The organism is Streptomyces sp. NPDC056161 (genome assembly GCF_042268025.1).
Taxonomy (GTDB): Bacteria; Actinomycetota; Actinomycetes; order Streptomycetales; family Streptomycetaceae; genus Streptomyces.
In genome coordinates, this window is record NZ_JBHJUV010000009.1 from 197,335 (window position 1) to 218,848 (window position 21,514).

Here is a 21,514-nt window from a genome sequence, read left to right on the forward strand (position 1 = left end):
CTCGCTCTCGAATTCCTGCTAGCTCCCCGATACGGTCGAGGCCGTGTCTGGCGGGCGTCGGGTTGGTCACCCGTGGGCGTGCGCTGGTTGATCGCGCGCGACTAGGGGAGCTGGTACGGGCATGGCGGTTGACGCTGCTCGATCGGAAGAGGGGTTCACGTCGGCGAGGGCTGCGCGGGTGATGGCTGCCGCGTGCCGGGCCGCGGGGCTCGATGACACAGGCGCAGAGCTGATCCGCCTCGGGGAGAACGCGCTGTTTCGGCTGGCCTCCGTGCCGGTGGTCGTGCGCGTGGCGCGGGGGGAAGAGTGGTTGCCCAAGGCTCGCGTCGAAGTGGATGTGTCGCGGTGGCTGGCGGAGGAACAGTTCTCGGCTGCTCGGATCGTTGAGGATCTTGAGCAGCCTCTCTTGATCGATGGTCACCCGGTGACGTTCTGGCACCCGGTCGTTGAGGGGGACCGTAAAGCGACGTACGGGGAGCTGGGTGGGATCTTGCGGGATCTGCACTCGCTGACTGTGCCGGACGGGCTTTCGCTGCCGTCTTTCGATCCCTTCGACAAGCAAGAGCTGCGGGTCGACCGTGCCGTCATCCCGAATGATGACAAGGTCTTCTTGCGGAAGCGTTGGCAGGAGCTACAGGACAAGTACGCGGAACTGAGGTTCGAGACGCCCAAGGGGCCGGTGCACGGGGACGCTCATGTGCAGAACCTCATGGTGGATGACCAGGGCCGTGTGATCCTGATCGACTTCGAAGCCTTCTGCTACGACCATCCCGAGTGGGATCTCATGGTCACGTCGGTGGAGCACCATAGTCTTGGTCGGCAGACGGAGGAGCAGTACGCCGACTTCGTAGCGGCGTACGGGCGTGACCTGTACGACTGGCACGGTTACGAGACGCTGCGTGGCATCCAGGAGTTCGGCATGACGACCTGGCTCATGCAGAACGTGCGGGAGGACGAGGAGACCGCGGCCGAGTACCGCCGGCGTATCGCGGGGCTGCGCGATGACGATGCGCCCCGGGACTGGCGGCCCTGGTAGCTGCTACTTGTCGTCCTCGTCCAGGCGGGCAAGGGCGTCCCGTACCTTCTCGTTGAAGGCTGCCACGGTGGAGTTCGTCGTATGCACGCTGACCTCGTTCTGGAAGTCGGTCACGTAGCGCTGGAAGCGGGTGGACTGGAGGGAGTCGCCACCGTCGACTGCAAGGCTCGCGGTCGTGACGGCTGCCTCTAGTTCTCCGTTCAGGAGGTGGCTTTGAGCGAGCACCATGCGGCAGAAGCCCAGGGTGCGGGCGTACTTCGGGTCGGTGCTGTCCACGGCGCGTTGGGCGTATTCGACGGCTTCCCGGCGCTGTTTGAGGTCGCGGAGGCAGTGGCAGATCTCGCCTTCGAGTTCTGCGGCGTCCATGTAACCAGCCACTCGGGGTCGGCGACGGTATCCGCTCGCTCGAAATGGCGTTCCGCCTCGTTCATGGCCCGGCCGGCTCCGCGTGTGTCTCCCGCGTTCGCCAGTGCTCGCGCTTCGTGAGCTGAGAACAACGCCATGGCACGGGGCCCATCGGTGTCTGTCAGACCGGGGCAGCTCCAGACCTCCGCGGCGGCGCCGAATAACGCGGTGCCTACCTTCTCGCTGTAGCTCGCGTTCAGGAGGGGCAGTACCTCGTGGCGGAAGTAGTGGCGCAGTGCCTTGTGGCCGTGGCCTCCGCCGTACTTGAAGTCGAGTGCCATGAACGTGCCGGCCGCGTCTCTGATCGCTCGGACGTCGCGCGTTCCGACTCGTTGGTGAGCGGGTCTGTCTGCCTGGATGCCGTCCGGGCGGGCGATCATCCATGACAGTACGGCTGAGCTGAGGTCGGCGTCCGCGACGATCAGTTGCCCCGGAGCGGGGTGGTCGGCGCGCTCTTGGGCGAGTCCGTCAAGCATGGACAGGACGTCCGGGACACCGCGCGGGTACCCGATCGGCTCGGGTGGCGTCGTCTTGGTGTGGTCGAAGAACCCGAGATCACTCGGCGTGATCCGGCGTCCGAGTTTGGCTACAGCTGGACTCGCACATTCAAATCGGTCCCACGGGGAAGAAGTTGCTGCCGTTGTCGGTCAAGAAGTCGGGTGACTGATCGGGAACGGTATCTGCCCGAGTGCTGGACTGGTGATGGAGCCCGTTGCGAGGTGGCGCATGCCCCGGCCGAGTGAAGGTCGGCCCGCCGGTCACGCGGCGGTGGCGCCCAGCAGGAGGTCGAAGGCGTCATTCGCCTCGCGCAGCACCGCCGTCGCGTCGTGGCTGCCGAGACGCCACGCCACCTGGTAGCAGGCGAAGGTCAACTGGGCGGCGAGGACGGCGGTGGCCGGCGGGGTGCCGTGGTCGATCAGGTGTTTCTCCAGGAGGTCGGCGTAGTGCCGGGTCTTGCGGGTGTGGCGGTCTTCGAGCTCGGGGTGCTGCTTGACCAGACGGTGGTAAACCGCGTAGTGAGCGGGGTTGCGGGCGGCCTCGGTACAGAGCACGAGCAGCAGCCGCCGAGACGTGGCCAGTGCCTGCGCGAGATCCTGGAGCGGCTCGGCGGGCGCATCGTCCATGGCCGCGGTGAGCGCGCGCAGGAAGTCGTCCTCGGTGGAGAAGACGACTTCCTGCTTGTCGCCGAAGTAGCGGAAGAAGGTGGTGCGGCCGATCTCGGCCCGCTGGGCGATCTCGTCCACGGTGACGACATCGAACCCCCGCTCCATGAAGAGCGCGAAGGCCGTCTCGATGATCCGTTCCCGGGTCTGGCGGCGTTTGCGTTCTCGCAAAGACTCCACCGGGCCAATGTTCGTGCTCATTCGGCCAGGATATCCGCCCGTCCCTTCCGGCGGTCAGCGTCGACGAGGCGGGTGGCCTCGCGCCATAGCTCCTCCTCGCGGGCCTCGTCGTGCGACTCCGGCGACGAGGGGACGTTGCGGCCGCGATCGAGGTAGGACCCGGTCCGGGCGGTCAGCCCGGTCAGGATCGTCTCGGTGAGCCGGGCGCCCGCCTGCCGCGGCGTCATGCCCCGGCCGAGGAATCGCTGAAGCTGGAAGAATCCGTTGAGCACGCCCCGCACGGGCCCCGGGGCGTGGCGGAAGAAATCGGTGCCCGCGACGAGCGCCGGGTTGTAGGAGTAGACGCCGACGCTGTCGGGCAGACGGCGGGCCAGCGCGTGGGTCAGGTAGATGACGCCGAGTTTGCTGGTCGCGTACGCCCGCCCGGCCTCCCGTGCGCCACCGGCACGAGGCGTGGCGAGTCGTTCCGGTGTCTCCCAGCGCGGCGGCGGCGTGGCGCCGAGCGTGTAGCGGAACTGCCCGAAGTGGCAGTCGCTCGACGTGAGCACGATCCAGCCCGGACCGGTGAACCGGGGCAGCAGCTCCCTGAGGAGCAGGTAGTGGGACAGCACATTGACCCCGAAGGTCATCTCGTACCCGTCCGTGGTGCGTTTCTCGGTCGTCGTGACCGTCAGGCCGGCGTTGCCGAGATAGCCACCGAGCGGCGGCAGGTACCCGGCGTCGAGTCCACGCAGAACCTCCTCCACCGCCCGCCTGATCTCGGCGAGCGAAGCGAGGTCGCAGTCCACGCCTGTGACCCCGGAAGCGCCGGTGGCCTTGGCGAGTTCCGCAGCGAGGCGTTCGCCGCCGCGGCGAGCCAGCACGACGTAGTGGTCCTGCGGCCGTTCCCGGATCAGCAGTTCGACGGACTCGCGGCCGAATCCGCGGGTCACTCCGGTCAACACGATGGTCCGGCTGTCCATGGCGGACTCCTCGGTACTGAGTTCTAAATGGTACTCAGTACCATAACATGCGGTGGTTCTCGCTTCGTCCTCCGCTTCCCGGCTGGGCTTGAGCTGCTGAGCGCCGACGAGCGGCTGCACCACACGGTGCGGCACCGCAGGACGACGGCGCTCAAGGACGCCGCGCGTGCCGGCCGCAGATGGACACCCGGATTCACATCGGCCCGACGGGGAAGAAGTTGCTGCCGTCGTCGGTCAAGGACGCGGCGTCGGCGCCTGCTTCGAGTGGGCTCGCGCACTCATTTCGCGTCGCGGTTGAACTGTGCCGTCGACCAGGTGTAGCCGAGGGCGGTCAGGCCGACGCACCAGGCGAGGGTGAGCCAGCCGTTGTTGCCGATGGGGGTGGAGAGGAGCAGTCCGCGGAGGGTTTCGATGGCGGGGGTGAACGGCTGGTACTCGGCGATCGGCTGGAACCAGCCCGGCATCGTGTCGGCCGGGATGAAGGCGCTTGAGATGAGCGGCAGCAGGATCAGCGGCATGGCCATGTTGCTGGCCGCCTCGGGGTTGGGGCTGGCCATCCCCATCCCGACCGCGATCCAGGTGAGGGCCAGGGCGAACAGCGCGATCAGTCCGAACGCCGCCAGCCACTCCAGGACCGTGGCGTCCGTGGACCGGAATCCGATGGCCACGCCGACGGCACCGACGAGGACCACGCTGATCAGGGACTGGAGCACGCTGCCGACGACGTGCCCGATGATCACGGAGCCGCGGTAGACCGGCATCGTACGGAAGCGGGCGATGAGGCCCTCGTTCATGTCCATGGAGATGTACACCGCGGCCCCGATCACGGTGCTGCCGATGGTCATCATCAGGATGCCGGGGACGATATAGGCGATGTACTCGGAGCGGTCCGCGCCGCCGCCGATGCCCGCGCTCATCACGTCGCCGAAGATGTAGACGAACAGCAGCAGCATCATGATCGGCGTGAGCAGCAGGTTCAGGGAGGCGGACGGGTAGCGCCACGCGTGCAGGAGATTGCGGCGCAGCATCGTGTGCGAGTCGCGGACGGCGAGGGTGAAAGCGCTCATCGGGCGTTCTCCTGGGGCTGGTGGGGGATGGGGGTGGTGTTGTTGGTGGTGGTGTTGGTGGTGGTGGTGAGGGCGAAGAAGACGTCGTCGAGGTCGGGGGTGTGGACGGTGAGTTCGTCGGCTTCGATGCCGGCTGTGTCGAGTTGGTCGAGGATGGTGCGCAGTTGGCGTTGGCTGCCGTCGCTGGGGATCTGGAGGGTCAGTGCGTCGTTGTTGCTGGTGGCGTCGGGGAGTGCGGTGGCGGCGTTGTGGTGGGTGGTGGGGTGGGTGAAGCGGAGTCGTATGTGTCCGCCGGGGATGAGGCGTTTGAGTTGGTCGGGGGTGCCTTCGGCGGCGATTCGGCCGTTGTTCAGTACGGCGATGCGGTCGGCGAGTTCGTCGGCTTCGTCGAGGTATTGGGTGGTGAGGAGGACGGTGGCGCCGTCGGAGACGAGTTGGCGGATGATCTGCCACATGGTGTGGCGGGAGCGGGGATCGAGGCCGGTGGTGGGTTCGTCGAGGAAGATGATGCGGGGGCTGCCGACGAGGGTCATGGCAAGGTCGAGGCGGCGTTTCATGCCGCCGGAGTAGGTGGAGGCGGGTTTCTTCGCGGCTTCCGTCAGGTCGAAGCGTTGTAGGAGTTCGGTGGTGATCCGTCGTCCCTCGGCTTTGGGGAGGTGGTGCAGGTCGGCCATGAGGAGCATGTTCTCTTCGCCGGTGATGAGGCCGTCGACGGCGGAGAACTGTCCGGTGACGCCGATGGCGGCTCGTGCGGCCTGGGGTTCGGTGGTGAGGTTGTGGCCGGCGACCTGGGCCTGGCCGTCGTCGGCGGTGATGAGTGTGGAGAGGATCTTGATGGTGGTGGTCTTGCCGGCGCCGTTGGGTCCGAGCAGTGCGAACACGGACCCGGCCGGGATGCGCAGGTCGATGCCGTCGAGGACGGTCTTGTCGCCGTACGACTTGCGCAGGGCGACGGCGGAGACGGCGGCAGGTGACGGGTGACCGTCGCGCTGCCTGGATGTGGGCATGACAGAAGAAGGCATGGAACCCTCCCGTTCGAAGGCTGAAGTGAATGGGGGAGCGGGTGAGTTGAGGACGGCTCTGCTGGGATGGGTCAGGCGCGAGTGCGGGGGATGTCGACGGTGCCGCGCCGGGAGGGGGCACTGATCTCGACGGTGTCTTCGGGCTTTCCTGTGGTCTCGGGCCCGGGGTGTGTGTTGCGCACCTGCCCGGAGCCCGGAGCCCGGAGCCCGGAGCCCGGAGATCGGAGCCCGGAGATCGGATCGGCGTCGAGCCGGGCGGCGGCGTCCGCGGCGCTGTCGACCTGCGGATCGCCGCAACCGCGGGTCGTCCGGCCAAGACGCGTGCTGCTCGCGGGCGTCGCTGGCGGCAGCCTGGCCCTGTGGTCGGGACGGCAACTTCGCCCGGCGGTCGGGACGGTGGTTCGGACCCGTGGTCAGGGGGCGGGTGGCTGGCCGCCGTGGTCAGGATTGGGATGGCGGCCGTGGTCACGGCGGCGGGTGCTCCGCGCCGCGGCGGTTTCAGTCGTGGAACGCCGGGCGCTCCGTGGTCACCGGGCCGTCCCGTCCCTTCCGCCGTCTTCCCCCGCGGCGTTCTCGATCGCCTTGACCAGCCGCTCCCGCGCCCGGTCGGGGACGTATCCGCCCTTCGTGTAGTTCTGGGCGAACGTCTCGACGAACTCCACGGGGTCGTCCCCGACGATCTCGCGGATCGACGTGCCGTCGGCCGCGGCCTGTTCGAACAGGTCCGCGAGATCCTCGAACGCCGAGGTCGCACTCTCGCCGTCGGCCGGCACGAAGTGCATCAGATACCGTTCGATCGCATCGACCGCCGTGCGGTAGTTCTCGGGAAGCTCCTTGACGCGCGCCTTGTACGCCCACCACCGCCGCTTTGGTCCGATCACCTTCGCGACGAAACCGCGCTCTTCTGCCTCTGACATGGTCATCTTCCTCCTTCGCGGAGCTGTTCCAGTCGTTCTGCGAGGAAGCTCCAGGTCCTCCAGAACTCGTCGAGGTATTCACGCCCCTGGGCGTTGAGGGAATACACCTTGCGTGGCGGCCCCTTCTCCGACGGGACCTTCTCCACGTCGACCAGGCCGCGCTGCTCCACCCTGACCAGCAGGGCGTAGACGGTGCCCTCCGCGATGCTGGTGAAGCCCTGCTCCCGCAGCCACGCCGTGATCTCGTAGCCGTAGGCCGACCGTGTGGAGAGGATCGCCAGGACGATGCCCTCCAGGGTTCCTTTGAGCATCTCCGTTGCTTGCTTGCTCATGACCTCCCTCATCTACTCATCGCCGTTGAGTACCGGTACAGAGTAATACTGAGTACCGGTACTTGGCAACACTGAATACCTACGGCGTGCGGGGTCCGGAGCCCAGAACGGCCCCGCGTCGGCTCAGCCGCGGATACGTCAGCCCAGCCGCACATGTCGGCTCAGCCGCACGCGTCGGCTCAGGTCGCACGCGTCGGCTCAGGCCGCGGTCTTGGCGGCGACCCGGGCGCGCAGCGCGTCGCGCACGGCGGGCCATTCGTCCGCCAGCAGGCTGTAGTAGAGCGAGTCGCGGCGCGTGCCGTCCGGTCGGCGCATGTGGCTGCGCAGGGTTCCCTCGTGGACCAGTCCGAGGCGGGTCAGGGCCTGCTGGGAACGCACGTTGAGGTTGTCCGTGCGCAGGGCGAGCCGGGCGAGGCCGAGGTCGTCGAAGGCGTGGCCGAACAGGAGCAGTTTGGACTCGGCGTTGTAGGGGCCGCCCCAGCAGGAGCGGTCGAACCAGGTCGTACCGGCCTCCGCGCGGCTGTGGCCCGGATCGAGGTCGTACAGGCTGGTCGAGCCGATCACGGCCCCGTCGTCCCGGCGCTGTACCGCGAAGCCGCGCCGCGTGGGGTCGGCTGTCAGCTCGGCGAGCATCGCGTGCATCTGGGCTGTGGTCCGGGGGCGCGGCCGGGGCATCCACCGCCACACCTCGGGGTCGGACGCCGAGGGGAAGAGGGCGTCGGTGTGGTCGGTGGACAACGGGACGAGGCGGACGACAGCGCCCTCAAGAAGCTGGTTGCTCACTTAAAACAGAGTAGGACCGCCGGTGACCCCGCCCGATGGCCGTCACCGGTCGCAGATCTGGTCCATCAGCCGCCCGGCCAGGCGCAGTACTTCGCGTTCGGTTTCGCTCAGGTCCGTGAGCGCGGACGCCAGCCAGGCATCGCGCTCGGCGAGGTCCGCCAGGAGGACCTGCCGGCCGGCGGGCGTCAGGGCCAGGAGGGACTGGCGGCGGTCGCGCTCGTCCGGTGTGCGCGAGATGAGCCCGTCCTGTTCCAGCTCGGCGAAGGCGCGTGTCAGGGACTGCGGCTGCTGCCGGTCGGCCGCGGCCACCTCGCCGGGCGTGGCGGGTCCGTGCCGATGGAGGCGGCTGAGCACCCCCACCTTGTTGGCGCTGAGGGCGCCCGGCGAGCGCTCGGCGCGGAGTCGCCGGGCGAGCCGGGCGGCGCCGCTGCGGATCTGCGCGGCCGTGTCGATCAACGACTGTTCTTCGCTTCCCTCGGCGGGGTTCCCCTTCGGCATGATATTAAGCTATCACTTATTATCAGTGGGGGATTGGCGTGATAGATCAGGGAGGGAAGTACGGTATTGCGTAACATATTGGCCGGGGTGGCCTCGGTCCTGCCCACAGGTGCGTCCCTGCTGCTGGCGTTCGGCTGCGCCGTGTGGGTCAAGGACTCCGCCGGGCTGAACGACAGTGTCGTGGTGTCGACCGTCATCCTGACCGTGACGCTGGCCCGGACCCAGCGGGGCGCCGCCCTGCCGCGACAACTCCTCGGGCTCGCCGTGCTGCCGCTCGTCGCCGTCGCCGCCTGTGCGGTGGGCGACCTGCTGGACGACCACTTCGTGACCGGCGGCACGCTGTTCGTCCTCGGTATCGGCGGCACGATCTGGCTCCGCCGTTTCGGCCCGCTCGCCACCACGATCGGGTCGCTCGCGACGCCGCCGTTCGTCGTCGCGCTCGTCGACCCGGTGCCCTCCGGCCCCGGCGCCGGCCGTTTCCTGTGGGCGGCCCTGGCCGCGCTGATCGCCGCGGCCAGTACCGCCGTGTGTCAGCTCGCCGCGGTCCGAGTGGGGGTGGACAAGCCGCGTCCCGCGACGCCGCCCGCCGCGCGCGGCACCGGCTCCCGGCTCGCGATCAGCGACCGGATGGCCGGCCAGATGGTCCTGGGCCTGGCCGCCGCCTTCCTGATCGGCCGGCTCGCCTACCCGAGCCACTGGCCCTGGACGGTGCTGACGACGTTCATCGTGTGCAGCGGCAACCGTGGCCGCGCCGACGTCCTCCACAAAGGCGTCCTGCGGATATCCGGCGCCGCCGTGGGCACCGTGGCGGCGACACTCCTCGCCGGTGTGTTCCCGCCGCGCGACCCGACGACGATCGCGGTGATCCTCGTGGTGCTGGTGGTGGCCACGTGGCTGCGCGGCTACAACTACGCCTACTGGGCGGGCTGCGTGACCGGCCTGCTCGCCCTGCTCTACGGCTACTACGGGCAGACCGGCACCGGTCTGCTGTTCACCCGGGTCGGGGCGATCGTCGTCGGCGCCGCGGTCGGCATCGCCGCCGCGTGGTTCGTCCTGCCCGTCCGGTCGACCGACGTGCTGCGCCGACGCACCGCGTCGGCCCTGGCCGCCCTGAACGACGTCCTGGACACCGTCCACCGGCCGGAGCCCGCGCGGTTCCCGTCGGTGCGCGCCCGGTTCTTGGACAGCCTCGCCCGGCTCGACGAGATCAAGGCGCCGTTCGAGGCACAGCGCAGGCTCCGCATGTGGCTGCGGCGTCCCGCACCGCATCCCGCCGATGCGGTCGACGCACTGCACACGTGTGCCGGGCTGATCGAGGAACTGGGGGAACTGAGGAAACTGGGGGAACTGAGGAAACTGGGCGGACTTGGGGAGCCGGGGGAAGCGGGGGAGCCGGGGGTGCCTGCGGTGTCTGGGGCGCCAAAGGGGTCCGCGGCACCTGCGGCACCCGGGAGGCCCGCGGCACCCGGGAGGCCCGCGACACCCGGGGTGTCCGGGGCGTCCCGGGCGCCCGCGGCACCCGGGGAAAGCAGCCCGGTGACCGCCGGAGGCGGTGGCCGCGCGGAGCGTGTGGAGGCGATCGTCTCGGACCTCGACGCCGTCCGCCGGGCCGTAGGGCAGTCCGTGAGTACGGCACCCGCCGCTCGCCGGGGCCGGTTCACCGTCCGCGGAAGCGGGCGGCGGCGTCGAGTGCGCGCATGACCGCTCCGCCCGCCCGTCCCCGCCGAAGGCGCGACGCCGCGCCCGGATTCCGGGCGCGGCGCCTTGTGCGGGGTCTTCACAACCGTCGGACGTCTACTGCACGTTGATCGTGAACGTCGACGTGGTGTTGCGGATGTCCACGGCGTTGTTCTCCAGCCGCAGGCCGGTGAACGTCGCCGTGCCGACCGCCGGGCCCTGGCCGGGTTCGGGCAGTTCGTTGGCCCAGATCCCGAAGCCGGACTTGGCGTCGTAGGCGTCGCCGCTCTTTTGCGCGCCCGTGATCGACACGTCGGTGAGGACCGTGTCCTGGACCGGGTTCTGCGGCTGGCCGCCCACGTAGTTCGTCTGGAACATGATCCCGCTGTACGTGGGATCGACGATGTCCACGTCGGTCACCCGGATCGCCGTGTACGTCTTCGAGGCCGAGAACATCCAGATGGCCCCGAAGGTCTGGTTACCCCAGAAATGACCGCCTGCCCGGACCAGTGAGGCGTTCTCGACCTTGGTCTGACCTGGGCCGAAGCCGTTCATCGGGTAGCCGAAGTCGAGGGAGCTGATGGTGATGGCGGAGTAGACCAGCGTGTCCGCGATGTACAGGTTGCGGAACACGTTGTTCTCGCCGCCGTAGACGGCGACTCCGGCCGCGCGCCAGGTCAGCGTCGACGTCAGGTTCTCGTAGACGTTGCCCGTGTTGTTGCCGCCGCCGTTGTCGGTGGCGGCGAACAGCGCGAAGCTGTCGTCCCCGGTGGATCGCGCCTCGTTGTTCTGGACGAGGTTGTTCTGCGACCCGTTCGTCATGTTGACGCCGTCGGCGAACACGTCGCGGATCCGGCTGTTCTTGATCGTGACGTTGTCGGTGTTGGCGCCCCAGTACAGGCACATCTGGTGCTCGACCCAGATGTTGTCGATCGTCAGGTTGCTGATCCCGTTGGCGTCGAACACCTTGCCGGGACCGTCGTTGCGGGAGTTGTAGTTGCCGAAGTAGGAGAAGTTGGCGAACGTCGAGCCGTTCGCCGTGTCCGTCACGCGGAAGCCCACGTCCGTGTTGCTCTGCGTGGCGGGGGAGTAGAACCGGGTGTACCAGGGCCCGGCGCCGACCACCTTGACGGGCTTGTTGTAGACGGTGAACTTGCCGGTCGTCTGGTAGTCGCCCGGCGGCAGGTAGACGCCGACCAGCTTGCCGGTGGTGTCCATCCGCACCTTGTCCAGGGCGGTCTGCACGTCCTGCTGGGTGAAGCCGGCCGGGGTGACGTAGGTGGCCGGGTCGGGGTTGGGGACCTGGGCGACCTGCTCGGTGTTGATGAAGTCGATCGCGTACTGCGAGGTGTTCGCCGCGTCCTTCTGCAACCTGATCTTCGCGCCCGCCGGGACCGTCGAGTCGAGCATCACGTTGGCCTCGTCGTAGATGTGCCGCGCGGGGCCCGAACCGGGTGAGTTGCCCGGACTCGCCTCGGCGCCGTACAGCCAGGAGTACTTCGAGGTCAGGTTGATCGCCTTGGCGAAGGTGCCGTTGACGTAGACGTTGAGGGTGGCGTCGATGCCGCCGCCGCCCGCGGAGTCGGGGATGGAGAACCGGGTGACCAGCGTGTTGGTGGGCTCCTTGGTGGTCCACTCGACGTAGTTGCCGGTGCTGTTGAGGGTGACGGCCTTGCGGCCGGACGCCTCGCCCGCGAGGTCGCCGATGGTCCGGTTGGGCCCGACGACCTGGGCACCGCCGCCGACCGTGCCGTCCTCCGCCTCGTACGAGGCGAACGGCAGGTTGGCGCCGCGGCCCACGAACAGCGGCTTGTTGCTGGTGTTGTTGGTGCGTTTGACCGGCAGCTCGTTGGTGTCGTCGGCGATCACCGTGCGGACCGTGTACTTGCCGTTCACGGCGGTCCAGGAGCCGAGCGCGACCGGGCTGGTGGTGGCCCCGGCGGCGATGGCGCCGTTGTAGGTGCCGGTCAGTGTGCGGACCGTGCCGCCGCTCTCGTTGAGCAGCGTCAGCGTGATGGTGTGCGCGCCGCCCGCCGAGGCGATGGTGCCCTGGTTCTTGATGGCGACGCTGAAGGTGACGTTGTTGCCCGCCGCCGGGTTGTCCGGGGACCAGCCGACCGGTGAGGAGACCAGGTCGGCGCTGTCGACCGGGCGGACCACCAGCGGGGAGGCGGCGGTGAAGGAGTTGTTGGTGTCGTTGGTCTCGATGACGGTGTTCGCTTCGTCGACCTTCGCGGTCAGCTGGTACGAGCCCGCGTCCCGGGTGCCGATGGAGGCGGTCACGTCGGTGGCCGCGCCCGCGGCGAGCGCGCCGACGTTCGCGGTGCCCACCTTGGTGGTGCCCAGGTAGAAGTTGACATTGGTCGCCGGGGAGGCGGCGCTGCCGCTGTTGGCGACCCGCGCGGTGAGGCTGACGGCGTCGGTCTCCACCGGGGCCGCGGGGGAGGCGGTGAGGCTGGTGACCGTGAGGTCGGGGTTGGGCGCCGGATCGCCGATGACCTGGAGTTCGCCGATCTGGCCGCCCGGCGCGCCGGTGTTGCTGTTGATGCGCACCTGGACGTCGGCGGTCCGCGCGGTCACCGGGATGGTGACGGTGTTGCCGGTGCTCGGGTTGAAGGCGTAGTTCGCGGCCGACACCAGGTTGGTGTACGCGGTCGCGCTCTGCTCCCGCCCGAGGATCTGGATGTTCTGCGTCCGCGCGCCCCAGACCGGGTCCGGGTTGAGCTTGAGGACGACCTGGCTGATGTCGGCGTTGGCGCCGAGCTTGACGGTGAGCGTGCTGGGCCAGACGCCGCTGGCGCCCTCCCAGTAGGTGCCCACGTTGTTGTCGACGGCGTTGGTGCCGACGAAGGTGTAGACGTGCCCGGACTCCACCACCGGCTTGCCCACCGCGAGGTTGCTCGCCTGGATGCCGTCGCCGGTGCTGACCGACTTGGCGCTCAGCGGCGAGGTGTTGCCCGCCGCGTCCTTGGCGCGCACCTGGTAGGTGACCGTGGCGCCGGCCGGCTGCCGGTCGGTGACGGAGGTGACGTCGCCGGCCACGCTCTTGCGCAGCTTGTTGTTCGCGTAGACGTCGTAGCCGGTGACCTTCTTGTTGTCGGCCGACTTCTGCCAGCTCAGCTCGACGGCCCCGGACTTCGCGGTGACGGAGGTGAGCCCGGCCGGCTGGGTGGGCGCCTGGGTGTCGCCCTTGGCCGCCCCGCGGGTCACGGTGTTGCTCGCCGCCGACTGGTTCCCGGCCGCGTCCCGGGCCGTGACGTGGTAGGCGAGGGTGGTGTCCCGCGGCTGGAGGTCGGTGTACGAGGTCACGTTCCCGGCGACCGTGGTGCGCAGGGTGTTGCCGAGGTAGACGTCGTAGCCGGTGACCTTCTTGTTGTCACGCGCGGGCTTCCAGGCGAGGGCGACCTTGCCGGTCTCGGGCTGGGACAGCTTCAGGGAACGGGGGGCCGACGGCGCGGTGACGTCGCCGGTCGCCGGTCCGTACACCTCGAACTCGGCCAGCCGGCCGCCGGTCTTCTTCGACTCCCCGGTCAGGGTGAGGCGCAGGTACCGCGTGGTCGTGGTGTCGAAGCTGATCGTCGCCTCGTTGCCCTTGTCCGGGCTGAACCGGTACTCGGCCGAGTCGACCAGGTCGGTGCGGTGCTTGCCGTCGGTGCTGCCCTGCACCTTCAGGGTCTGCCGCTGGGCGTCGAAGCCGGCCGGCAGTTTCAGCACCAGCCGGTTGACGGGTACGGCGGCGCCGAGGTCGGTCTGGAGCCACGGCGCGGAGTCCGCCCTGCCGCTCTGCCAGTAGCTGTTCCGGTCGGCGTCGGCGGCACCGGAGGCGGCGTGCCCGCTGGCGGAGCTGCTGGCCGTCAGCCGCTTGCCGCGGGCCAGGTCGTCGCTGCTTCCGGTGGCCCGGTGCGCCTCCAGCTCGGCCAGCTGGCCGGCGCCCGCGACGCTGTTGCCGGTGATCTCCACCCGCAGATAACGGGTGTTGAGCGCCGGGAAGCCGATCGTGACGGTGTTGTCCTGATCCTCGGCGAAGGTGTACGTGGCCGAGGCGACCAGGGTGCGGAACGCCTTGCCGTCGTCGCTCCCCTGGACGGTCAGGGTCTGGGTGCGGCTCTTCCAGCCCGCGGGGAGTTTCAGTACCGCCTGGTCGATCCGGGTCCTGGCGCCGAGGTCGATCTGCGCCCAGGCGGGGAAGGCGCCGTGGCCGCTCTGCCAGTAGGTGTCCCGGTCGCCGTCGTCGAGCGCGGCCGCCGTGTGGCCGCGGGTGCTGCTCGCCGCGACCGCGGTGCCGGTCGCGAGGTCGGGGCCGCCCGCCGCCAGGGCGGGCAGGGTCGGTCCGCCGACCGCCAGGAGGCTGCCCGCCAGTGTCACAGCGATCGGGCGCCATCTGAAGCGCTTGCTGCCCATCGTGCTCCTCGTCTGCAGGGATGTGTGGGGTCCATGGCCATGTCAGGAAGTTGCGCGAGGATGATCGTGAGAAGCGTCTCTCTGCACATTATTTGCGTGAGCTTGTTGAAGCTTTGCAGAGGGGGGGATGTTCGTCCATGCCCATGACAGAGATAGGTGCGCAAGCACCTCGGCTGAGCGGGCGGCGGACGGTCCCGGCGGCGGCCGGAGCCGTCCGCGGCGACGGTGTGACCGGGAAGCAGACGGCGACGGCCCCGCGGGCGCTGCCGCGGGGCCGTCGGGACAGGAGTGGGGACGGTCAGGTGCTGGTCACCGCGCACATGCCGCGGTCCGCCTTCGTCGGACCCGCGGCGACCGGACGGATGTCGAAGTCGAACATGGCCGTCGGCAGGTACAGCGAGCAGCAGGCGTTCGGGATGTCCACGATGCCGCTGATGCGTCCCTCGACAGGGGCGGCGCCGATCAGCAGGTACGCCTGCTCGCCGCTGTAGCCGAACCTCTTCAGGTACTCGACCGCGTTGAGGCAGGCTCTGCGGTAGGCCAGCGTCGCGTCCAGGTAGTAGTTCGTGTCCGTGTCGTGGTCGACGGAGATCCCCACGAAGGTGAGGAACTCCGAGTACCGCGGCTCGACGTTGCCCGGCAGGAACACCGGGTTGGTGGAGATGCCGTACTTCTCCATGCCGCCCTTGATCAGGTCGACGTGGAAGTCGATGAAGCCGCCCATCTCGATGGCGCCGCAGAACGTGATCTCCCCGTCGCCCTGGCTGAAGTGCAGGTCGCCGCCGGAGAGCTTGGCGTTCTTCACGTGCACGGGGAAGAAGACCCGAGAACCGCGAGTCCAGTTCTTGATGTCGTGGTTGCCGCCGTTCTCGCGGGCCGGCACCGTGCGCGCGCCTTCCTCGGCGATGCGCCGCGCGAGGTCTCCGGTGGCGGTGCCGGCGAGCGCGTTGCTGGCGTCCGGCGGAATGGCGAGCGGCGGGACCCGGTTCGGATCCGTGTCGATCAGCGCCTTCTCACGGGTGTTCCAGCTGGCGAGCATCTCCGCGGACGGAGCGGTGCCGAACAGCCCGGGGTGGGTGATGCCGGTGAAGCGGATCCCCGGCAGGTGGCGGGAGACGGCCTGCTGGCCGTGGAAGTCCCAGACGGCCTTGTAGGCGTCCGGGAAGTAGTCGGTCAGGAAGCCACCGCCGTTGGCCTTGGCGAAGATGCCGGTGTAGCCCCAGCCCTGGCCCGCCGCGCTCCCGGTCTGCTGCGGCACCGGGCCGAGGTCGAGGATGTCGACGATCAGCAGGTCGCCGGGTTCGGCGCCCTCCACGCCTATCGGGCCGCTGAGCATGTGGGGGATGGTCAGGTCGATGTCGCGTACGTCGTTGGCGGAGTCGTTGTTGCCGACCTGGCAGTCGGTCCAGTCACGGCACTCGACGCGGAACTCCGAGCCCGGCTTCACCATGACGGCTACGGGGACGTCCGGATGCCACCTGTTGTGGCCCGGCACATCCTGGTCGCGCATGGATTTGCTCTGGTCCACTCTGAAAACAACTTCGGGCATGACAGCTTCCTCATCAGTTGTCGTCCACTTTTGGTCCGGTCACGTGGGTGCACTCAGGCCGGCCGCGGGAGCGGCGGGGGCCGGATGGTGCGGTTTCCGGGTGAGCGGCCACAGCGCCACGAACACCACCACCGCGAAGGCTCCCAGTGCGATGGCTGTTTCGTCGGGGTGCTTCCAGTAGCCGGAGAGCAGCAGACCGGCGGGAATCACGCCTGTGACCCAGCCCTCGATCGCCGTGACCCAGCCCGTATAGGTGGTGAGCCTGTCCATCTTGAGGCCGAGCACCAAGAAGAACAGGAACCAGAGAAATGCCCAGTAGAGCCAGATGGCCCCGAACGGGTAATCCTTGAGGAGGTGGAAATTGGCGAAAGAATACCCGAGAGCGGCAATCGCCACAAAGAGCGAGTAATAGCCGACCCCGGTGGTGTCGAGGTTGGCCAGGAGGCCAATTCCCACATACAGGTAAGTGAAGCCGAACAGATAGATGCCGGACGCTGCCAGTATCTTTTTCGGGTCGTTGTCGGCAACGAAAATGAGGTACGTCGGCGTCAGCACCTGGAGTGCACCCACGAAAAGGTTGAAGACCGCTGCTGCCTTGGCCTCGACCTTCCCGAGGAGCATCATCCCGTTCATGAACAGCACCGCACCGACAAAGAGCAGCCCCACGTTCGACACGGGGACGCACCTCCTAAGTCCGCAGGGCGGGCCAAGTCCGCATGACGAGCGGAATCGCGTCGCACCGTCACCGGAACGAAGCCCGTGCGCGGATACGGACGCCGTGGACGCGTTGTGTGCGGATCACCGTGCCCTCAGGGGCGCGGCAATCGGGAGAGTGCGGGATGCGGTCGCTTGCGCACCGGCCTGACACCTGGCGGCAACTCGGAAATCACCGCCGGGGCCTCACGGGACCGCTCCTCACGGGCGCGGAGGGCAGTGACCTCGGGTGAGGTCCCTGAGAGGCCGGAGGAAGAGAACACACGTCTCGCAGCACCTGTGCAAACAGGGCATCCGTAATCTTTGGGCGCCGTTCCGATGGGCAGTTTTACATCGAATGAACCGCACCGGCCGCATAGATACTCGTAGGTTGCCATCAGCAGCCTCCGGACGATTTTCCCTCTTCCAGGAGACGACCGGTAAATCCGTGTGTCAAGTCCAGGACGGTCGGCCCCGGGCGGGCCGTGCCGTACGATTCATAAGCGGAGCGGCCGGAAGTCGGGACTTCCGAGCCGTGCCCCTTCGGACGCCGGAAAGGTCCCCTGTGGCAGAGGCTCGTCAGCGCCGGGACGCTCCCCGCGGACAGGCACAGGTACTGGCCGTCATCGCGGTGGGCGGCTCGACGGGCGCCTGCGCCCGGTACGCGGCGTCGCTGCTGTGGCCGACGGGCGCCGCCGACTTCCCCTGGACGACGCTGGGCGTCAACGCGGTCGGATGTTTCGTCATCGGCGTCTTCCTGGCGGCGATCACCGAGGGCTGGTCGGCGCACCCGCTGCTGCGCCCGTTCTTCGGCACCGGGGTGCTCGGCGGATTCACGACCTTCTCCACGTACTGCGTCGACATCGAACGCCTGGTGCGCGAGGACCGGGTGGTCCTGGCCCTGGCCTACCTGGTGGCGACCGTGGTCATCGCGATGGTCGGGGTGCGGATCGGCGCGACCGTCGTCCGTCGCGCCCTGCTGGCGAGGAGGTGATTGAGGGGATGGGGTTCCTGCTCGTCGTGCTCGGCGGTGCCGTCGGCGCCCCCCTGCGGTATCTCGTCGACCGGGCGGTACAGGCCCGCCACGGCACCTCTTATCCGTGGGGCACCTTCACCGTCAACATGATCGGCTCGGCGATCCTGGGCGCGCTGACCGGGGCGGTCCTGGCCTCCGCCGCCTCGGAGAACGTGCAACTCCTCGTGGGCACCGGCTTCTGCGGAGCCCTCACCACGTACTCCACGTTCTCGTGGGAGACGCTGCAACTGGCCGAGGCCGGATCGCGCTTTCACGCGGCGGCCAACGTGGTCGTCTCGATCCTCGCCGGGCTCGGCTCCGTCTACGTGGGCATGGCTGCCGCGCAAGCCGTTTTCGGATGACCGCGGCCACGGCCGGTCCGCCGTCTGCTCCCGGATCCCGGGTCCGGCCTTCTCGGCGTGCGTGACCACTCACGCCGAAGACCGACCGGAAGATCCATGGGGAGATCCCTGAAGAAGATCCGTAAGGGAAGATCCGGCAGAGGAGATCCGAAAAGGAAGATCCGGATCTCCTGCCGCCCCTCGGACAATGGCACCTGTGAGCCGATTCACCTACAATTCGCTGGACGAGCGGGGGGATCGCCTTTAGCTTCCTTAAGTAAGTTGATTTTCGTGTACGCGGACAGGTGTACCGCGGACAGGCACACAGTGGAGACCGGCATACGGTACCGCGCGCACTGTCCCGCACCAACTCGCGCTATTCAGGGTGTACATCGGGAAGGTGGATCAGTGAGCAGTATGGACGCCGTATGGGTACGAGGCGTGAACGGCATTCAGCTGCATCACGTGACCGACCTTCAGGACGCGGGAAGATTCTTGGGCAACGCGGCGATGGCGCTGCGGGCGGCTCACGTGAGAACCGGCGCCGACCGTTTCTCCACCGTCGCCGCCGAGCTGAAGGGCCTGGTGGAGCGGGTCCGGGAGCTGGAGGAAGAGGCGCGGTCGAGCATGAGCGACCTGCACGCCAACGACCCCGAGCGGTTCGCCCGCTGCCGGGACGGCCACGAGCCGTGGCCCGGTGAGATCGAGGCCGGCTTCATTCCGCGCCACACCTGCAAGGACGAGTGCCTTTACCACGACCGTGGGGTCGTCGAGGCCCTCATGCAGTGCACCTGCGGCCGTCCGCCGTGCCAGGCGTGCGAAATCGGCGGCAAGCTCTGAATCGACGGCAGGTCCTGACGAACGTACATTCCTGACCACGCGCCGATTTCCCCGGACCCGGTTGAAAACCGGGCTCCCCGGCGACCGACGGCTCATTTCCCGCGCATTTCCCGACGGCCGTCGGCCGCCGCGAGAAGCGCGGGATGCGGGACCACGCGCTTCTCCGGCCGGGACGATGCAAGCCAGGACGATGCAAGCCAGGACGGTGCAAGCCAGGACGGTGCAACGCCGGGACGATTGAATCGGACGAAACGGGGGAACCGGGGGTTGTCCGATTCCGGAAGCACGTTCCGAAGGAGGTGCGTCCGATGTCGACAGGCATCCTTGCGGCGATCGTCGTCCTGGCGGTGTTGGTCGTCGTGCTGGCCGCGCTGACGGCTTCCCTCTTGGCGAGGAGCCGCCATCTCCGTGACCGTTTCGGCCCCGAGTACGAGCGGGCCGTCGAGGGCGAGGGCGGCCGGATGGCCGGTGAGCGTGAACTCAGGGCACGGGAGAAGCGCCACGACGCCCTGGAGATCAAACCGCTGCCCGCCGCGGCCCGCGACCGCTACGTGGGCGAATGGCAGGGAGTCCAGGAGGAGTTCGTGGACCGGCCGCGGGACGCGGTGCACGACGCGGACCGCCTGGTGACGTCCCTGATGCAGGAGCGCGGTTATCCGACCGAGGGTTTCGAACAACAGACGAGGGACCTCTCGGTCGAGCACGGCGGCACACTGGAGCACTACCGCTCCGCCCATGAGATCGAACGGCTCAGCACCAGTCGGCAGGCGACGACCGAACAATTGCGCAACGCCATGGTGCACTACCGAGCGATTTTCGATGAGTTGCTCTCCGACGGCGGCAGGGCCCAGCCCGCCCGCTGACGAAAAATGACCGGGAGGACGGTCATGAACAGGACTCAGAACACGAACCGCACCACGGGCGGTCTGTCCACCGAGGACATCGCCCACCCCACCGCGGGCACGGAACGGGCGCCCGCGACCGGTGAACAGGCGCCCGCGTCCGCCGCGACGAAGGTCGAATCCGCGCCGACGATGCCCGAGTCCACGGACGTGAAGTCCGAGCCGGCGACCCGGGATTCCGAGCCTGCGGCCCCGGAATCCGAGCCTGCGGCCCCGGAATCCGAGCTGGTGACCCGGGATTCCGAGCCTGCGGCCCCGGAACCCGAGCCTGCGACCCCGAGGCCGGGGGCGCCCGACACGGGTGAAGCCGCGGGTGACGAAGGCGCGCCCGAGCGACTCCTGCTGCCGGACGACGAGCGCAGGTTCCGCGAGCACTGGCAGGCGGTCCAGGGCACCTTCGTGGACGCCCCGCGCGACGCCGTGCACGCCGCGGACGCGCTGGTCGCCGACGTCATGCGGACGCTGGCCGACACATTCGCCCAGCACAAGCACGAGTTGGAGAGTCAGTGGAGCCAGGGCCGGCAGGTGGACACCGAGACCCTGCGCCAGACCCTGCGCCGCTACCGCTCGTTCTTCAACCGGCTCCTGACCACCTGAGACGGAACAGCAGGCTCCGCATCGCGTGACGGAGCAGGACGGACGCGGCCGGGTACCCGGCGGCGGAGCGGACAGGGGCGGCCGGACGCCCGGCCGCTCCGGTCATACATTCGCGCATTAAATGTTGTCATCAGGCGGCCGGATACCCCGGGAGAGCGATTCAATCCCCCGAATGTCGGACACCTGGCCCCCGGTTGTGCTCGTTAAGTGACCGTGATCTGGAAAGAGGGATGCGGAGCCATGAGCCACCCGTCGGGCATCGACGAATGCGGGTCGGTCGGCGGGGGGTCTGGGCCCAACTACTGCGCGGACCTGCTCGATGATTTTCTGGACAAGATCAGAAAAATGGAAAGTGACTATCTGCGCGCCCTAGACGGCACGTGCTGAACAGGAGCGCGGAGGAATTATCGGATGGACGGGAATTACGACGAGGCCGGTCTCTACAATCTCCAGTACGCCCTGAGAACCGACCCGGACACGCTCACGCAGCCTGCCTACGACACGCTCTCCCTGTCGACGCAGCAGAACTGGCACCCGACGGCTCCGCCGGAGGCCGCCGCCGGCGGCTGGGACCTGGACGACGAGCTGGCCCAGATGCTGTCCACCGCGTCCGCCGCGACGCCCGTGCCCGAGGCGGTGCGCCGGCGCACGCCCCGCAGGAGCGGACGGCGTCGGCTGCGCGCCGAGTCCCATTTCCTGGACGGCGGCCAGCGGGTCACCCATGTGACGGTCCTGATCGCGGCGATCTCGCTGTGCGCCGCGTCCATGCTGGGCTGGTCGGTCTCCTACTCCTACGGGCAACTGCGCACCATCGCCCTCTCCGTCCTGCCCACCAACCTGGCGCAGTGGTGGCCGCTCACGGTGTACGGGCCGTGGTTCGTGGCGGCGCTGTCCATCCTGCGGGCGACCGTGCAGCGCCGCAGCGCGCGCCGGTCCTGGGGGGTCATCCTGGCCGCGTCGGCCATGGCGGTGGCGCTGTGCGTCAGCCACTCCTCACGTTCGCTGCTGTCGTACGTGATGCTCGGCATTCCGCCCATCACCGCCCTGGTGTGCTTCTGGGAACTGGTCGGCCAGGTCTCGTCCCGGGTCCGCCCCCGGCACGGCGCGCACGCACAGCGCAACTCCAAGACCTGA

22 protein-coding genes are annotated in these 21,514 nt (G+C 68.6%); 9 read left to right on the plus strand and 13 right to left on the minus strand.

The features are described 5' to 3' along the window. The first annotated feature begins 121 nt into the window (after positions 1–121). Complete coding sequence (locus tag ACFC09_RS11295) at positions 122–1,036, plus strand: phosphotransferase enzyme family protein (protein ID WP_376525920.1); 915 nt, start codon at positions 122–124, stop codon at positions 1,034–1,036. 3 nt (positions 1,037–1,039) lie between these two features. Here the strand turns inward: ACFC09_RS11295 and ACFC09_RS11300 are convergent, their stop codons facing one another. The 9 genes from ACFC09_RS11300 to ACFC09_RS11340 all read right to left on the minus strand — a co-directional run bounded on the left by ACFC09_RS11300 (position 1,040) and on the right by ACFC09_RS11340 (position 8,365). After that, positions 1,040–1,402, minus strand: a complete 363-nt coding sequence (locus tag ACFC09_RS11300) for a hypothetical protein (protein ID WP_376525922.1) — start codon at positions 1,400–1,402, stop codon at positions 1,040–1,042. Between the two features lie 797 nt (positions 1,403–2,199). Next, a complete protein-coding gene (locus ACFC09_RS11305; protein ID WP_376525923.1) occupies positions 2,200–2,805 on the minus strand; it encodes a TetR/AcrR family transcriptional regulator in 606 nt (201 codons plus the stop codon). Beyond that, positions 2,802–3,746, minus strand: coding sequence for an SDR family NAD(P)-dependent oxidoreductase (locus ACFC09_RS11310; protein ID WP_376525924.1), 945 nt, complete (start codon positions 3,744–3,746; stop codon positions 2,802–2,804). The genes ACFC09_RS11305 and ACFC09_RS11310 overlap by 4 nt, the downstream gene beginning before the upstream one ends. A gap of 278 nt (positions 3,747–4,024) precedes the next feature. Beyond that, positions 4,025–4,813, minus strand: coding sequence for an ABC transporter permease (locus ACFC09_RS11315; RefSeq protein ID WP_376525926.1), 789 nt, complete (start codon positions 4,811–4,813; stop codon positions 4,025–4,027). Beyond that, complete coding sequence (locus ACFC09_RS11320) at positions 4,810–5,820, minus strand: ATP-binding cassette domain-containing protein (protein ID WP_376525928.1); 1,011 nt, start codon at positions 5,818–5,820, stop codon at positions 4,810–4,812. The genes ACFC09_RS11315 and ACFC09_RS11320 overlap by 4 nt, the downstream gene beginning before the upstream one ends. 542 nt (positions 5,821–6,362) lie before the next feature. Then, complete coding sequence (locus tag ACFC09_RS11325; RefSeq protein WP_376525929.1) at positions 6,363–6,752, minus strand: DUF1048 domain-containing protein; 390 nt, start codon at positions 6,750–6,752, stop codon at positions 6,363–6,365. Positions 6,753–6,754: 2 nt separating this feature from the next. After that, on the minus strand, positions 6,755–7,084 hold the full coding sequence (locus tag ACFC09_RS11330; protein ID WP_376525930.1) for a PadR family transcriptional regulator: 330 nt from the start codon (positions 7,082–7,084) through the stop codon (positions 6,755–6,757). Positions 7,085–7,282: 198 nt separating this feature from the next. Then, positions 7,283–7,867, minus strand: coding sequence for a GNAT family N-acetyltransferase (locus ACFC09_RS11335; RefSeq protein WP_376525932.1), 585 nt, complete (start codon positions 7,865–7,867; stop codon positions 7,283–7,285). Between the two features lie 42 nt (positions 7,868–7,909). Beyond that, positions 7,910–8,365 (minus strand): MarR family winged helix-turn-helix transcriptional regulator, encoded by a 456-nt coding sequence (locus ACFC09_RS11340; protein WP_376525934.1) that lies wholly within the window; start codon positions 8,363–8,365, stop codon positions 7,910–7,912. 66 nt (positions 8,366–8,431) lie between these two features. Between ACFC09_RS11340 and ACFC09_RS11345 the strand changes: the two genes are divergently transcribed. Beyond that, positions 8,432–10,066, plus strand: coding sequence for an FUSC family protein (locus ACFC09_RS11345; RefSeq protein ID WP_376525936.1), 1,635 nt, complete (start codon positions 8,432–8,434; stop codon positions 10,064–10,066). A gap of 93 nt (positions 10,067–10,159) precedes the next feature. On the opposite strand, the gene ACFC09_RS11350 is transcribed toward ACFC09_RS11345, so the two are convergent. The 4 genes from ACFC09_RS11350 to ACFC09_RS11365 form a co-directional block, all read right to left on the minus strand. Continuing rightward, a complete protein-coding gene (locus ACFC09_RS11350; protein WP_376525938.1) occupies positions 10,160–14,443 on the minus strand; it encodes a discoidin domain-containing protein in 4,284 nt (1,427 codons plus the stop codon). Between the two features lie 298 nt (positions 14,444–14,741). Beyond that, positions 14,742–15,992, minus strand: coding sequence for a formamidase (gene fmdA / locus ACFC09_RS11355; RefSeq protein ID WP_376525939.1), 1,251 nt, complete (start codon positions 15,990–15,992; stop codon positions 14,742–14,744). 39 nt (positions 15,993–16,031) lie between these two features. Continuing rightward, entirely contained in the window at positions 16,032–16,667 is a 636-nt protein-coding gene (locus ACFC09_RS11360; RefSeq protein ID WP_376525941.1) for an AmiS/UreI family transporter, read from the minus strand. 134 nt (positions 16,668–16,801) lie between these two features. Then, positions 16,802–17,083 carry an FmdB family zinc ribbon protein gene (locus ACFC09_RS11365; RefSeq protein ID WP_376525943.1) on the minus strand — a complete coding sequence of 94 codons (282 nt, stop codon included), beginning with the start codon at positions 17,081–17,083 and terminating at the stop codon, positions 16,802–16,804. 167 nt (positions 17,084–17,250) lie between these two features. On the opposite strand from ACFC09_RS11365, the gene crcB (ACFC09_RS11370) reads away from it, so the two are divergent. The 7 genes from crcB (ACFC09_RS11370) to ACFC09_RS11400 all read left to right on the plus strand — a co-directional run bounded on the left by crcB (ACFC09_RS11370) (position 17,251) and on the right by ACFC09_RS11400 (position 21,514). Continuing rightward, on the plus strand, positions 17,251–17,679 hold the full coding sequence (crcB, locus tag ACFC09_RS11370) for a fluoride efflux transporter CrcB (RefSeq protein WP_376525945.1): 429 nt from the start codon (positions 17,251–17,253) through the stop codon (positions 17,677–17,679). Positions 17,680–17,687: 8 nt separating this feature from the next. Next, positions 17,688–18,062: a fluoride efflux transporter CrcB gene (gene crcB, locus ACFC09_RS11375; protein ID WP_376525947.1), complete on the plus strand. Its 375-nt coding sequence runs from the start codon at positions 17,688–17,690 to the stop codon at positions 18,060–18,062. A 396-nt stretch (positions 18,063–18,458) separates the two neighbouring features. Continuing rightward, positions 18,459–18,881: a hypothetical protein gene (locus ACFC09_RS11380; protein WP_376525975.1), complete on the plus strand. Its 423-nt coding sequence runs from the start codon at positions 18,459–18,461 to the stop codon at positions 18,879–18,881. Positions 18,882–19,189: 308 nt separating this feature from the next. Then, on the plus strand, positions 19,190–19,744 hold the full coding sequence (locus ACFC09_RS11385; protein ID WP_376525949.1) for a hypothetical protein: 555 nt from the start codon (positions 19,190–19,192) through the stop codon (positions 19,742–19,744). 24 nt (positions 19,745–19,768) lie between these two features. Next, positions 19,769–20,380 (plus strand): hypothetical protein, encoded by a 612-nt coding sequence (locus tag ACFC09_RS11390; RefSeq protein ID WP_376525951.1) that lies wholly within the window; start codon positions 19,769–19,771, stop codon positions 20,378–20,380. Positions 20,381–20,587: 207 nt separating this feature from the next. After that, positions 20,588–20,767 (plus strand): hypothetical protein, encoded by a 180-nt coding sequence (locus ACFC09_RS11395; protein ID WP_376525953.1) that lies wholly within the window; start codon positions 20,588–20,590, stop codon positions 20,765–20,767. 24 nt (positions 20,768–20,791) lie between these two features. Beyond that, entirely contained in the window at positions 20,792–21,514 is a 723-nt protein-coding gene (locus tag ACFC09_RS11400; RefSeq protein ID WP_376525955.1) for a DUF2637 domain-containing protein, read from the plus strand.